General features: G+C 60.1%; 10 protein-coding genes. All 10 read right to left on the reverse strand.

The window, feature by feature from the left end:
• Positions 1–14: 14 nt before the first annotated feature.
• A complete protein-coding gene (locus GWQ29_RS14955) occupies positions 15–848 on the reverse strand; it encodes a carbon-nitrogen hydrolase family protein (RefSeq protein WP_275907892.1) in 834 nt (277 codons plus the stop codon).
• 29 nt (positions 849–877) lie between these two features.
• Positions 878–1198: a Dabb family protein gene (locus GWQ29_RS14960; protein ID WP_275907893.1), complete on the reverse strand. Its 321-nt coding sequence runs from the start codon at positions 1196–1198 to the stop codon at positions 878–880.
• 49 nt (positions 1199–1247) lie between these two features.
• The gene (locus GWQ29_RS14965; protein WP_275919749.1) at positions 1248–5147 is read right to left on the reverse strand and encodes a YhdP family protein; all 3900 of its coding nucleotides are present in this window, start codon (positions 5145–5147) and stop codon (positions 1248–1250) included.
• Complete coding sequence (gene rng / locus GWQ29_RS14970; protein ID WP_005316349.1) at positions 5148–6617, reverse strand: ribonuclease G; 1470 nt, start codon at positions 6615–6617, stop codon at positions 5148–5150.
• A gap of 94 nt (positions 6618–6711) precedes the next feature.
• Positions 6712–7299, reverse strand: coding sequence for a Maf family protein (locus GWQ29_RS14975; RefSeq protein ID WP_005316352.1), 588 nt, complete (start codon positions 7297–7299; stop codon positions 6712–6714).
• Between the two features lie 100 nt (positions 7300–7399).
• A complete protein-coding gene (gene mreD, locus GWQ29_RS14980) occupies positions 7400–7885 on the reverse strand; it encodes a rod shape-determining protein MreD (protein WP_005316354.1) in 486 nt (161 codons plus the stop codon).
• Complete coding sequence (gene mreC, locus GWQ29_RS14985) at positions 7885–8775, reverse strand: rod shape-determining protein MreC (RefSeq protein WP_159165191.1); 891 nt, start codon at positions 8773–8775, stop codon at positions 7885–7887. The genes mreD and mreC overlap by 1 nt, the downstream gene beginning before the upstream one ends.
• A 42-nt stretch (positions 8776–8817) precedes the next feature.
• Positions 8818–9858, reverse strand: a complete 1041-nt coding sequence (locus GWQ29_RS14990; RefSeq protein WP_005308111.1) for a rod shape-determining protein — start codon at positions 9856–9858, stop codon at positions 8818–8820.
• A 204-nt stretch (positions 9859–10062) separates the two neighbouring features.
• Entirely contained in the window at positions 10063–13725 is a 3663-nt protein-coding gene (locus GWQ29_RS14995; RefSeq protein WP_275919750.1) for a DUF6701 domain-containing protein, read from the reverse strand.
• Positions 13722–14144 carry an MSHA biogenesis protein MshP gene (locus GWQ29_RS15000; protein WP_275919779.1) on the reverse strand — a complete coding sequence of 141 codons (423 nt, stop codon included), beginning with the start codon at positions 14142–14144 and terminating at the stop codon, positions 13722–13724. Before GWQ29_RS15000 ends, GWQ29_RS14995 begins: the two co-directional genes overlap by 4 nt.
• Between the last annotated feature and the right edge of the window lie 17 nt (positions 14145–14161).

Below are 14161 nucleotides of genomic sequence, written 5' to 3' on the forward strand. Positions count from 1 at the left end.
GGGGCGTGCCTTGTTCATTCGTTGTCAGAGACCTGACCCGCCGACAACAGGCGGGCGTGCTGCAGCACTGGCATGGTTCGCTTCAATTCGTCGCCCAGCTCGGGATCCATGGCAGCCAACACGGTCGCGCGGCCCGACGGCTGGCATGCCAGCACCCTGCCCCAAGGGTCGATCACCATGCTGTGGCCCCAGGTATGGCGCCCGGTTTCATGGGTGCCCCCCTGATTGGCAGCCACCACATAGCACTGATTTTCGATGGCGCGGGCCCGCAGCAGCGGCTCCCAGTGCGCCTCGCCGGTCACGGCAGTAAAGGCGGCAGGCACCAGCAACACCCTGGCACCGGCGCGTGCCAGCTGGCGATAGAGTTCAGGAAAGCGCAAATCATAACAGATAGAGAGGCCGAGGGGACCAAAGGGGGAGTCTATCAGCACGCAGTCCTGACCAGGACTGAACGTCTCCGACTCCCGATAGCGTCCCTGATTGTCGGCCACGTCCACATCGAACAGGTGGATCTTGTGGTAATGACCCCTGAGCTCCCCTGCCGGGTCAAACACCAGCGAGCTGGTATGGATATGGTCTGAACCTGCGATAGTAGTGGGCATGGCACCAGCCACCAGCCAGATGCCGTACTCTTTGGCCCAGGCAGCCAGTTGCTGCTGGATAGGCCCCTCACCGATCCGTTCAGCGCCATCGAGATAGCCCTGCCGCTCGCCAAACAGGGCAAAGTTTTCCGGCAGCAGTACCAGCAAGGGACGCTCGGCTGGCAGCGCCGCCAGCTCGGCGGCGATCTGCTCCCGGTTATCCTGCCAGTGACGGCCTGATACCAGCTGCATTGCGGCTAACCACATGACGCGCTCCTTGTCCTTGGTGCAAGCCGTCAGAGGCTGACAGCGTCTTTGGCTTGCAGTGTGTAGTCCAGCACTATGATACGGTCCAGCACGGGACGAAAAATGGCCTTGAGGGCCTCGTGATCCGGATGGGGCAGGTAACGCTGACGGGCCGCCTCGTCCGCAAAGGTCATCAAGACGCTGTGGGTAAAGCCTTCGGCGCGCCCCTCGGGGCTGTCATTCTGCCCCCACTCGACCGCCACCACGCCATTGACCCTGGCGGGTATGCCGAGAAAAGCCGCCCTGACAGCGGCAATATCGTCAGCCTGGGTGCCCGCTTTGAAGGCAATCAGCAGAATATGTCGGATCATGGCTCTCTCCTTGAGCGTAAGCAGGTCGAAATAAGGGATGGCGCCAGCATCAGGGCTGACGCGGGCTACCCGGTTGTGAATTCAGCAGGAAGGGGGTGACTTCGGCGGCAGGCAACTTGGGCGCCACCGTATCCACCGCCTGTTTCTGCTGCTGGTTGAGCTTGATGCGGGCTCTATCTCGCCCGGCCTCGATCAGCTTGGGATTGTCCAGCGGCCCTTCAACCCGAAAATCGATGCGGGTCACCACATCCACCACTGGCTCCAGCAGTTTGGAAAGTGCCAGCACATAAAGACCCGTGATCGGCGTCAGCGAGAAGGCCGCCACCACCGGCAGAGTGCCGCCCAGATTGGGGGAGAAGCTCAACTCGTAGTCAAGCCGCCAGCGCACCAGATCGGCGATGCCTTCACCACGCAGGTTGCCCGCGGCCCCCTTCATGTAGAAGTCCTTGTTATCCATCACCCCCTGCTTGATCTTGGCCGAGGCGGACATGGACTCGAAGTAGAAGCCCTTGTCGAACACATCGCGAAAATCGAGCCGCAACTTGCGCAGCAGGGAGTCGAGGCTGAGCAGGGAGAGCAGTCGCGCCCCCTTGTCATTGACCTCCCGCAGTGTGCCCCCTTCCAGTTGATAGTTGGCGCTGCCAGCCAGGGTCGGCAGGCTCAGTCGGTAGGGCACATCATTCCAGCTCAGATCCAGTGCCATCTTGCCAGGCGCATCGCCAATGGGTGAGGTATAGCCGATCCGTTTTAGAAGCAATTCACTGTTTTTACTGGTGATCTTGGCTCTGGCATGGGTTTGCATCCGGCCTGCCTCAGCAAGCCAATCCACTGTACCTGTCAGCTGGCTGCCCGCCAGCCGCATATCCAGCCCCTTGAGGGTCAGCTTGTTGGCCCCGGGGAGCAGCTCTCCCTTCACCTCGCCGAGCGGCAGTTCGCCGAAGCGGCAATCCACGCAGCTGAAGGTGAGCCAGGGAATGGCATCCATGATGGCTTTGTCCTGCCGCGCATCAGACTCTGGGCTCAGATCCGAACTCTTACCGGACCAATGGATGCGGGCAAATTTGGCATCGATGGGCTGACGGTCAGTCACCGGCAGGCGGATCACCCCCATGACGTCCGGGCTGTCGATCATCACCTCTGTGGCGTCCTTGACCGGGCCTACGGTGAAGTGCACAGCCCTGAGATTGGCACTGCCGATATCGGCGCGGGCCAGCTGGCCATCCACCCACCACTCCTGCGGCAGGAAAGGAGGGCCAACCACGGCACTGCCGCTCGGCTCACTGCTCGCAGGCACCCACTGTTTGAGTCTGGCCAGCCAGCCAGCCACATCGGCCTGTTGCTGGTTGATGGCGAGCAGCATGGGCTTGTCACGCAGCACCCGTGCCCCCGGCTGGCCTATGTTCACCCTGACCCGGCTGAAGTAAGGAACCCCGTCCCCATAAACCAGTCGGCTCTGCAAATCCACATCGGCCCCCAGCACGGTGCGAATGTCGGCACTGCCGTCACGCCCGCGCACTGTCACCTTGAGCGGCAATCGGCTGTTGGCTGTCTTGGTCAGGGGGAGCGGCAGATCCAGCGCCATGCCTTGCAGGTTGGAGTCCATCGCCAGCTGGAAGCTGAACGGTTTGTCATTGGGCAGGGTCAGCCCCAGGGTACCAGCCCAGTTGCTGCGCCCCTTGAGGATATCGAGGGCGGGGATCTTGCGCTGCTCGCGGCGGCTGTCCCACTGCCCCTTGAACTTGAGATCCACCTGATAGCGGTTCGGCAGCTGCTTGCCCTGATAATCCAGGGTCAGCGGCTGGTTCCACAGGCTGGCCTTGAGGTTGCTGAACCGGGTCTGCTCATTGTCATATTCGAGGCGCCCCTGTACCTGCTCCAGCGGCAGATCCAGGCTGGCGACCCGCACCTTGTTGTTGTTGAACAGGGCATCGCCGCTCGCCTTGACCTCGCTTTCACCATCGAGGGGAATATCCAGCTTGACCGACCCCTTGAGCGGGCCGCGGATCTCTATCTCACGCAGCGCCTGACCCACGGAATCCCCCAGCGGAGAGTCCTGCAAGTAGTCGCTGATGGCCTTGCCCTCACCTTCTACCTTGGCATCCACATAGAGATGGGCGCCGGGATAGAGATCCGGGATCCAGGCATGGACCGAATCGGAGCTGGCCTTGCCAAGGTGGGTGGAACGGCTGTTCATGTCGAGACTGGCGTTCTGGAACAGCAGATCGATCTGCAGGTCGGTGAGGGGTTGCCAACCGGGGAAGAACTGGAAAGTCGCCTGCTCGAGCGGAACCGCCACCTGGAAGATGCCCTCGCCCTTGCTGTAGGGGAAATCCTTGAACTCGCCGTACCAGAGCAGGTCGGCGCCCTTGGCCTGACCCCCCTTGATGGCGCCGCTCAGGTAATCCACCAGGCTCTTGTCCATCACCTGCAACGGGTAGTAGCGATCCGCATTGCCCGCATTCTTGACGTCGATGCGGCCTGTCAGCGCGAGGAAGGTATGTTCGAACAGATCCATCCTGAAGCGGCTGTCGAGGCGCAAATCCGGGTTGTCCAGCGCCACATCCTGACCATAGAGCACCCAGCCCTGCGGGACTTGCCACCAGTCGAGCCGTGCCGAGAAGCTGTCCACCGGGATCGGCTCCTTGAAGTGGCGGGCCGGATCCACCTTGTCATTGGCAAGGGCCAGTCGGGCACTGCCCCCCGTTGGGGTCAGCCAGAATTCGCCATTGAGATCCTGCACGCCGGGCACATCCTGCCAGGCGCTGACCTTGATGTGGGATAGCCAGCCGCTGAGAGAGAGCCCCCGCCAGCCGGCATCGGCCTGCAAAATGAGATCCTGCAGCTGACCCTTGGGCTGGGTGCGCTTGAGGGTTTCGGTCAGTTCGGGGTAGAGACCCGATACCAGCTGGCTCAGGTTGGCGACCTGATCGAGATCGATGGCAGGCACATAACCCTGGATGCGGGAGCCGATCCGCTCGAGCTGCAAGCGGCTGCGCAACCAGGGTTTGCCATCGAGCTTGAAGGTCATGTCATGGCTGGCGAGCTGCCACTCCTCACCATCCCGGCGCAGCTGGATCTTGCCACCCTGCAGGCCGAGACGGTGCATGACATCCTGCTTCTCATCCTTCCAGATCAGGTAGTTGTCGCCAAACGCCAGCAGGGACTCTCCCAGCTGGCCATCGGCAAATTCACTCCAGAGCTGGAAATCGAGCTGGCCAGCGACCTTGGGCTCACCGGCGTGGATCCGCGCCAGCATGGGGCTGACGTCGAACTGGCTGGCGCCGAGATAGAGCTGTCCCCGCAAGCGATCGAACCGATCCTCTGGGGTATCCACATCCAGGATGAGATCTATGGTGCTCTCGCCCACCCCGTTGATGAGATAGGCTTTGCCGACCCCCTGATGGCGTTTGCCACGGTTCTGCCAGCGCAGTTGGGCGATATCGAGTGCCCGCACCTCCCCCAGCGCCGTCGTCAGGCTGAGGCGGGTATCGTGAATATCGAACGTGGATAGCTGGGTGAGAAAAAAGCGCAGCAACGCCTGCTGCTGATCGACACCGCCACCGGTATCGGGCTCGGCGGACCGGGCCAGATCCAGCGCTATGTCACCATCGCTCAGTATGAGCTGGCCGAACACAGGCCTGAGTTCATTGAGGGAGCGCCAGAAGTCGAGGTGAGCCCACACCTTGCCAAGACGCAGGGCGAAGCGACCCGAATCCGGCGCTATCACCAGCTGTTGCAGCTCGAGCGCCGGGCCACGCTGGGTCCAGTCCAGGCCTATGTGTTCAACACTGGCCTCCAGCTGATTGCCGGCCAGCAGGGCATCGAGCAGTGCCTGTCTGTGCTGATTGAGCAAGGGGCCACCAACGCGCACCAGACTGACCAGAATGGCCAGCAGCACGAAGAAGACCCCAAGGGCCAACCAGCCCCGACTCAACCAGCGATAGACCAATTACATCATCACCACGTCGAACTGCTCCTGACCACAGAGGGGCTCACTCACCACCCTGACCTGCTTGCCGATGAACACCTCCAGCTCGGCGAGACTGTGGGACTCCTCGCCGCGCAGATAGTCGATCACGGCCGGTGCGGCGTAAACGGTGAACTGATCCGCATCATAGGCGCGGTTGACCCGGATGATCTCCCGCAGGATCTCGAAACAGACCGACTCCACCGTCTTGACCCGACCGCGCCCCTTGCACTCGGGGCATTCGGAGCAGAGCACGTGCTCCAGGCTTTCGCGGGTGCGCTTGCGGGTCATCTCCACCAGACCAAGTTGGGAGAAACCGTTGACGTTGGTCTTGGCGCGATCCTTGGCCAGCGCCTGTTCCAGACTGTGCAGCACACGGCGACGATGATCTTCCGACTGCATGTCGATGAAATCGATGATGATGATGCCGCCGAGGTTGCGCAGGCGCAGGTGGCGGGCGATGGCCGCCGTCGCCTCGACGTTGGTATTGAAGATGGTCTCTTCCAGATTGCGATGACCCACGAAGGCGCCCGTGTTGATGTCCACCGTGGTCATGGCTTCGGTCTGGTCGATGATGAGGTAGCCGCCGGACTTGAGCTCTACCTTGCGTTCCAGCGCGCGCTGGATCTCGTTCTCCACATCGTAGAGATCGAAAATCGGCGACTCGCCCGGGTAATACTCCAGCTTGCCGGCCAGCTCGGGCACGTACTCCTCGGTGAAGCGCTTGAGCTGATCGAAGCTCTGGCGTGAATCGACCCGGATCTTGTCCAGTTCGGCACCGACAAAGTCGCGCACCACCCGAAATGCCAGGCTGGGATCCTCGTAGAGGATCTTGCAGGGAGGATACTTGTGCTTGCGCTCCAGGATCTTGCGCCACAGGCGTTTCAGGAAGGCGGCATCCTGCTCCAGCTCCTGCTCACCCACCCCTTCGGCGGCGGTACGGATGATGTAGCCACCCAGATCGTCCACATAACCGGCCACGGTACGCTTGAGGCGCTCGCGCTCCGCTTCGGACTCGATACGCTGGGAGACACCGACGTGAGCGCTGCCTGGCATGAACACCAGATAGCGGGATGGCAGGGTAATGTCGGTGGTGAGGCGGGCCCCCTTGGTACCCAGCGGATCTTTCACCACCTGCACCATGATGTCCTGGCCCTGGCGCACCAGCTCGGCTATGTTGCCAGCCTGGAACTGCTCCTTCTCCTTCACCGCCACACACTCGGTGTGCGGCACTATGTCGGAAGCGTGCAGGAACGCCGCCTTGTCCATACCGATATCGACGAAAGCCGCCTGCATGCCGGGCAGAACCCGACTGATCTTGCCTTTGTAGATATTGCCCACTATGCCACGCTTGGCCTGACGCTCTACGTGCACTTCCTGCAGCAGACCGTTTTCGACCAGGGCGACACGGGTTTCGGAGGGGGTGACGTTCACCAGCAGTTCTACCGACATAAGTTACCTTGCCTGTTCCAGTTTTGAATTCTATAAAGCCAATCCGGTACAACGCGCGCAAGGGAGAACGCAGCAGAGCACAGCTGACGAAAAATTATCGGATCTGTTCCAGATGATGCTTGATCAACAGATCCGTTTCCAGCAGGGGCAGACCGACAACGGCGCTGTAGCTCCCCTCAATCCGGCTGACAAACTTGCCGGCAATCCCCTGGATCGCATAGGCACCGGCCTTGTCGCAGGGCTCACCCGTGCGCCAGTAGGCTTCGATCTCGGCCTCATCCAGCTTGCGAAACGCCACATTGGTGGTGACCAGTCGCACATCGCAGCGATCCGGAGTGGCCAGCGCCACCGCCGTCATCACCTGATGCACCTTGCCGGAGAGCGCTTCCAGCATGTCTTTGGCGTCGAGCAGGTCGGAGGGCTTCTCGAGCACCCGATCACCCAGCACCACTATGGTGTCGGCACCCAGCACAGGCAGCATGGTCGGGGCGGCTGCCACCCCGGCCATCGCCTTGTCGCGGGCGAGGCGACAGACATAATCCTGTGCCTTTTCACCCTCTTCACGCCGCTCTGGCACGTCCAGTCTGAGTACCTCGAAACGGTAGCCCAGCTGGGCAAGCAGTTCATGGCGGCGGGGCGAGCCCGAGGCAAGATAGAGTTGCAGTTCGTTGTGCTTGTTCATATTCGCTTAATAAGATGAGGTAGAGTTGCAGTTCGCTGTGCTTATTCATATTCGCTTAATGAGCTGAGGTAAAGTTGTAGTTCGTTGTTTTTGCTCATATTCACTTGATATTGAAGCGACGGCGCACCTTGCGCAAGACCAGAAAAACCCAGGGCCATATTAGCATCGTGCTCAGGGTCGACCAAAAGTAGGCGAAATTGAGGCTGGCACGGCTGAACAGGTGCTCGGCCCAGAAGATGGTCACCTTGCCCACCAGCGAGAGACAGCCGATGATCAGCGCCTGTTGCCAGAGGGAGAAGTTGCGGATCTTCTGAAACTGGAAGGCCGCTAGATAGGTGGTGATGGCCATGGCCATGGCCCGCACGCCGAGCGTGCTGCCCAGCAGCACATCCAGCAGCAGGCCCGCCACCCAGGCTGAGCCGACGTTGGTGCGGTGCGGCAAGGCCAGCGCCCAGTAGATGAGCACCATGGCGAGCCAGTCCGGACGGAAGGGTTCAAATTGAAAGGGAAGCGGCAGGATCGACAGGCACAGAGCCAGCAGGATCGAGATCCAGATCCAGATCCTGCCGCTGGCGGGTTCTAGCATCAGGGTGTTGCTCCCGCTGCCGAGGTTGCCGGCGCGGCTGGCGCCACGTCATCATCATGCACATCCGGTTTCTTGTCGGTCCACAGCAAGAGCAGGTAGCGCAATCTGTCCAGCGCCACCAGCGGCTTGGCTTCGACCTGGGCGAAGGGTTTGCCCTCCACATAGTCGGAGCGGGTCACGGTCGCTACCGGATAACCTTCCGGGAAGCGGCCGCCGAGCCCGGAGGTGACCAGCAGATCGCCGACCTGCACATCTGTGTTGCGCGGCAGGTTGCGCAGCTCCAGCTTGTCCAGCTCGCCGCTGCCGGAGGCAATGGCGCGCAGGTCATTGCGCAGCACACGCACCGGAATGCCGTGACTGGAGTCGGTCACAAGCAGGACGCGACTGGTGGTGGACCCCACGTGCAGCACCTGACCTATGACCCCCTGATCGTTGATCACCGGCTGGCCGTTATAGACACCGTCCAGCGCCCCCTTGTTGATCAGCACCTGATGGCTGAAGGGGTCGGAATCCACAGACAGCAGCTCGGCCACCATCTTGCGGGACTCCTTGTGCACCGGCGAACCGAGCAGCTCACGCAGACGCTGGTTCTCGTGCTCCAGATGATCCATCTTGAGCAGGCGCGAGCGCAGGGTGAACAGCTGCTGTTCCTGCTGCTTGGTCTGCTCGATAAGGCCTGCCCGGGTCTGCACCTGGGTCGACATGGTATCGAGCATGATACCTGGCGCATTGGCTATGTATTGCAACGGGCTGACAAGGGAACTGAGGTAGACGCGGACGTGGGTAAACACACCGAAGCGGGAGTCCGCTACGATGGCAGCAATGGAGATGATGACGGCGAGAAACAACCGTAACTGAAGCGAAGGGCCTCTACCAAAAATGGGTTTCATGGGTCGTCAAAAAAGAGCCGGCGCGCTGGCCGGCTTTGGGTCTTATTCGTAGTGGAACAGGTCGCCACCGTGCATATCGATCAGCTCCAGCGCCTTGCCGCCACCACGGGCCACACAGGTGAGGGGATCTTCGGCAACCACGACTGGTATGCCGGTCTCTTCCATCAGCAGACGGTCGATATCCTTCAGCAGTGCGCCACCACCGGTCAGCACCATGCCGCGCTCGGAGATGTCGGACGCCAGTTCCGGCGGAGACTGCTCCAGCGCCACCATAACGGCGGAGACGATACCGGACAGCGGCTCTTGCAGCGCTTCCAGGATCTCGTTGGAGTTGAGGGTGAAGCTGCGCGGCACACCTTCGGCCAGGTTGCGACCACGGACTTCGATCTCGCGCACCTCTTCGCCCGGATAGGCGGAGCCGATTTCGTGCTTGATGCGCTCGGCGGTCGCTTCCCCGATCAGGCTGCCGTAGTTGCGACGGACGTAGCTGATGATGGCTTCGTCAAATTTGTCGCCACCGATACGGACAGACTGGGAGTAAACCACGCCGTTCAGGGAGATGATGGCCACTTCAGTGGTGCCGCCACCGATATCGACCACCATGGAACCGGTCGCTTCGGAGACCGGCAAGCCGGCACCGATGGCAGCAGCCATGGGTTCGTCGATCAGGTAAACCTCACGGGCGCCAGCGCCCAGTGCGGATTCCTTGATGGCGCGGCGTTCTACCTGGGTAGAGCCACACGGCACGCACACCAGCACACGGGGGCTGGGGCGGAAATAGTTATTGTCGTGAACCTGCTTGATAAAGTGCTGCAGCATCTTCTCGGTCACGTAGAAGTCGGCGATGACGCCGTCTTTCATCGGACGGATAGCGGAGATGTTGCCTGGGGTACGACCCAGCATCTGCTTGGCGGCATGACCGACGGCAGCGACCGATTTGGCGTTCCCGCGCTCTTGGCGAATGGCGACAACTGAGGGTTCGTTAAGGACGATCCCTTGATCTTTTACGTAGATCAGGGTGTTGGCAGTTCCCAAGTCGATCGACAGATCGTTGGAAAAGACGCCTCTGAGCTTTTTGAACATGGCTACGGGAAATCCTAAGAATTTGGAGGTGCAGAAAACCGGCTAACTTTACCAATGCCTACCCCAATGGGCAAGCGCTCAAACTGTCGCCAATCAATCAGTCGCGACAAAAATGCGAGTCATCACTCACTCGCACAGGCCGACAAACGCTAATAAACAAGAAAATAGGGGGGAAGATCCCGAAGATCCGCCGCACCGCCTCCGCTACTGCATCACTTCCCGCCGATAAATAATTCTGTCATTACCTCTGCTGGAGCCAAAAATGGCCTCACCCTGCAGGCTAACGGGGTCAGATAACCAGAGCGGTTGAGCCGGCTGTTTTGACAAGTCGACCTTGTAGGGAATGCGTACCGAGATATCCGGCTTGGCAAAGTGGAACAGGATCTCGCCATCTTTGGCTGTAGCCGACATAACTCCTGGGGACGGATCCCCCAGCCCCAGCCTGATCTTGCGATTTGCTCCCAAATTCAGGTCTCGGATGGCCGCATCAAAGGTGTGACTCGGATTGATGAAGCTGATCCCATCACCGGCGAGGGAGAGCAGAGTGCATTGATCTTCCTCGTTGAGCAGCCAGTCGCCCGATTCGTAATATTGCAATTGCAGTGGAATGGCCAGCGGCGCTGCTGCGAGCCCCGCCCCAGTGCCGGCCAGCAGGCGGCCAAAATAGGCTTTCATGGATGTCGCATCGATAAGGCGAGCATTGCAGTTACTTCCACTGCAATCGCCAGCCACCCCCTCATTGAAATTGGGGCTGGCAATCAGGGTGCGTTCGCCATCGTTATCCTGCATATAGAGGCCAAACAGCAGTGCCTTGAAGGGGCCATCCGGCTGGGTATCGGAGAGGCGAACAAACTCGCTGCTGCCGCTGAACGCCGCCTGCCCATCTAGCCAGGGCAGAGGTTGCAGGCTGCGCAAGCGGCTGGATAGAGAAGTACCATTCTTGCTATTGGCGGTGGTGATATAAGCATTGCCCTTGGCAAAGTCGCCGGTGTAATTACGGGTCTGTCCCCCCGCCACATTGCGGGCAATGATATCCAGCGTCACCCCGAATGGCTGGCCCATGTAGGAGAAGACGCTACAGGCAGGCACTATGTCGCCACTGACAAGCTCAAAATCAGCGGGGATAAAACGGCCCACCGGCTGGCTCTGGGCTGAGGGAATGGTATAGCCAAAGTAACCCTGTACTTGTGGTGTAACCACTTGCGGAGTCACCGTCATCCTGAATACCCCCACCTCGCTTACCGTCTGGTTGACGCTGTTGAGACTGTTGGTCGCAGCCACATGGTTATAGGTGGTGGTACCCACTGTCGCATTGGTACCTGGGCTTGGCGCCACCAGGGTGCTGCCCAAGCCAATACCGCTCAGCACAAAATTGGGGGTTGTCTGATTCCCCGCGCAAATATCCCCATCATTGGCCGATTCCCAGGCCATCGCCTTGATATCTACCTGGAACGTCTCACCCGCTTTCTTGAAGACCGGGCAGCTGGCATTCCCTGCCGCACAGACCCCTTGCGGGGGCGTAATGCACAAGCCGACAGGACGTGCCACGAACTGGTCTGAGCCGAGCATCACCAGCTCCGCCTCGCTGCCCGTGCCATCATAACGGGCATCAAGTTGTACCTTGCCTGCATCCGGATACTTGACCGTTATGGTCGACTGCCCCTGAGCATCGAACGCGAGAGAGACCGGCGTCGCAGCTCCCTGACTGGTACCGAGCACACTATTGTTAACGCTCATATTGCTGTTGTAAGGATTGCTGGCCGGAGAGATATAGCTGCCCCAGAACGTGATGCTCTTGCTCTGGCTGGCAAACCCGGGCACGCACTGTTTGGTCACCTCACTCTTCTTGACCGCCTTGATGGTCACCGTCTGCGGCTGGTTGGAATAGGTATCCGGCACGTCGAAGATAAAACCGCTATCGGCAAAGCTCAGGGTGCAGGCGGCCACGCTGGGGGTTCCATTACCCGACTTGCACAAGGTAGTACTGAATGGTTTGGTGGTCGGGGTCGAGCCTGATACTCCGATAGTGACCGCCGAGGCGGTGTTATTGCGAAGCTGGACCGTGGTGGAGCCGCCACTGAAGGTCACCGTATTGCCGCCGACCCAACCATTGCTGCTGGACGTCGGCGTCAGACTCAGGGTCGCCGTAACAGGGTCGGTAATAAGGGCGCTGCAAGCCGCATCGGCACAGGCCTTGATAGTGACCGTCTCCGGATTGCACGTCAGCGCCTGACCGGAGTGATCGAGTTGGAAATGATCGATCTGTACGCCGACCGGGCTGGATCGCAGGGCACAGATCTGTACGTTGTCGATTTCGTGAAAGTTGGTCACCGAGCCGGTGGATCCGGTCAGGGAGAGCAGGAAATTGGCCGGTACCGCAGACTGACCGGTCTGACTCGCCATGTTGATGGGTCCAACCAGAGAGGCGTAGCCAGCTCCGGTGTCTCGCTCCACGGTGGCCAACGAGCTGCCAGTGGTCCGGGAGTCGACAGTAATTCGATAACGGTGGGGGCGATTGCTATTCGTACCACTGTCAACGCCCGGGTTCAGGTTGCTTGTAGTGCCAGCCAGATAACGGTAGCCCGAGGTACCCGAGCCTGAGCCACGGATGGAAACTGCCTGAGGGCGGGATCCCAGATTGTATGACCCCCCTTCATTGGCATAGTTGCCGTACTCGTCGAGCCCCACCCCGAGCCAACCGCCGGCGAAGCCGCTGATCCCGGTCTTGAAGCCGTAGCCCAGCGGGCCGCCAAAGGCCCCCGGCTGCGGCGTCAGGGTGGCATCCGAGAGCACCACCGCCATCCCATCTGCCCCGCTAGAGCCTGAGGTTTTGTAGGCGAATTGATCGAATTCGACCGTCACCAGATTGCCGGCCCCTGGAAATAGGCGCTGGAAGGTGGCCGAGGTGGCCTGATTGGTGACGTTCTGGGTGAGGCGCAGGCGGCCGTTTTGTACCGATGGCAGGGTGCTGTTGTTGCGCTGGGCAACCACCCAGCTGTCCGGGTTGATCTGGCCGCTGTCGAAACCGTCGGTAAAGCAGGTCAACGGCGGCGGCACCGAGTAGTCATTGATGCTGGACTGGGTATCCATGCTCAGATAACGGGCCGTCACCCGCCCATAAACGGTGGCATTGTTGTTCATGGTCAAACGACCATCAGTGTAGAGGTAGCCATAAAATCGGGAATTGTTGTCTATGGTCATGTCGCCATAGTTGACCCAGACAAGGCTGCCCTGATTGGTCGCATTGATGTTAACCGTGTTGAGCAGCTTCAGGTCCTGATTGACAAAAATACGGGTCGTGCCGTTGCCGGACAGGCGGATGGTGGCATTATCGAGGATCAACGAATCGATAAAGTAATCCCCATCCCCCAGCACCAGAGTACCGTTGTTGCGAACGCTCAGCGATTTGATCTGGTAGGTGCTGCGGCTCGGAAAGGTCACGGTGCAATTCTCGACCGTGGCAGACCCGTAGTCTGAGAAGAGTGCGGTTTGCTGGCCCTGCTGGCAAAGAAGCGGCATCACAGACTTGATGGTCGGGAACTTGTTGTTCCCCGTTGCCATTGGGAGGCCGCGGATATCGCTGCCGGTGACGGCGCAGACCTTGTAACCGCCAGCCCCGTTATCGCAACGGGGCGTATTGTTCTGATCGGGTAGGATGGAACAGAAGTTGAGCGGTAGACCGCCGGTGCCATTGATCTTGGGATTGTTAAGCTGGATGAGCTGGTTGCCGCTGATCTGGTGGCAGGTGTTGTTGTTGTCACCATGATGACCCTGTGCCACGGCAGGGAAGAAGGTGCTGGTGTCGATGGGGTCAAATGCCCAGACCGGGCTAGTGAAGAGGGCCAGCGCCCATAGCCATTTCATCATAAACCTCCATCATAGGCTTCGGCCGTCACTGTCCTGCTCACGGCAAAATCGGGGTTGGCACTGCCGAGGTCGGTCGAACCACAGGAGCCGACACTGAGCAGACGGTAGCCATTGGTCACCTCTCCGTTATAGGTCACGGGCTGTTGCACGCAACTGATCCTTGCCTCGCAGCCAGCCAGTCCAGAATTGCCATTAAACACAGGTGATGAGAGTACCCACTCGCAGCGATCAAGCGGTGATGGCGATGTCGGTCTATTGGGGAACAGTTGATACAAGGCTATTTCCAGTCCGCTCTGTGCCGCCAGCAAGGCGCGCACACTGCGCACCTCCACTGCATTTTTCTCGCTGCTGTCTACCAGAAAGCGGCCCATGGCAGCCGCCAGCAGCGCCATCACCACAATGACAAACAGGGCGATCATCAGGGCACTGCCACGCA

The organism is Aeromonas sp. 2HA2, assembly GCF_029237345.1.
GTDB lineage: Bacteria > Pseudomonadota > Gammaproteobacteria > Enterobacterales > Aeromonadaceae > Aeromonas > Aeromonas salmonicida.

Coding starts and splice junctions, on each gene's coding strand:
- GWQ29_RS14955 (WP_275907892.1), bottom strand. CDS start 848: ATGTGGTTAGCCGCAATGCAGCTGGTATCAGGCCGTCACTGGCAGGAT.
- GWQ29_RS14960 (WP_275907893.1), bottom strand. CDS start 1,198: ATGATCCGACATATTCTGCTGATTGCCTTCAAAGCGGGCACCCAGGCT.
- rng (WP_005316349.1), bottom strand. CDS start 6,617: ATGTCGGTAGAACTGCTGGTGAACGTCACCCCCTCCGAAACCCGTGTC.
- GWQ29_RS14975 (WP_005316352.1), bottom strand. CDS start 7,299: ATGAACAAGCACAACGAACTGCAACTCTATCTTGCCTCGGGCTCGCCC.
- mreD (WP_005316354.1), bottom strand. CDS start 7,885: ATGCTAGAACCCGCCAGCGGCAGGATCTGGATCTGGATCTCGATCCTG.
- mreC (WP_159165191.1), bottom strand. CDS start 8,775: ATGAAACCCATTTTTGGTAGAGGCCCTTCGCTTCAGTTACGGTTGTTT.
- GWQ29_RS14990 (WP_005308111.1), bottom strand. CDS start 9,858: ATGTTCAAAAAGCTCAGAGGCGTCTTTTCCAACGATCTGTCGATCGAC.
- GWQ29_RS14995 (WP_275919750.1), bottom strand. CDS start 13,725: ATGATGAAATGGCTATGGGCGCTGGCCCTCTTCACTAGCCCGGTCTGG.
- GWQ29_RS15000 (WP_275919779.1), bottom strand. CDS start 14,144: ATGATCGCCCTGTTTGTCATTGTGGTGATGGCGCTGCTGGCGGCTGCC.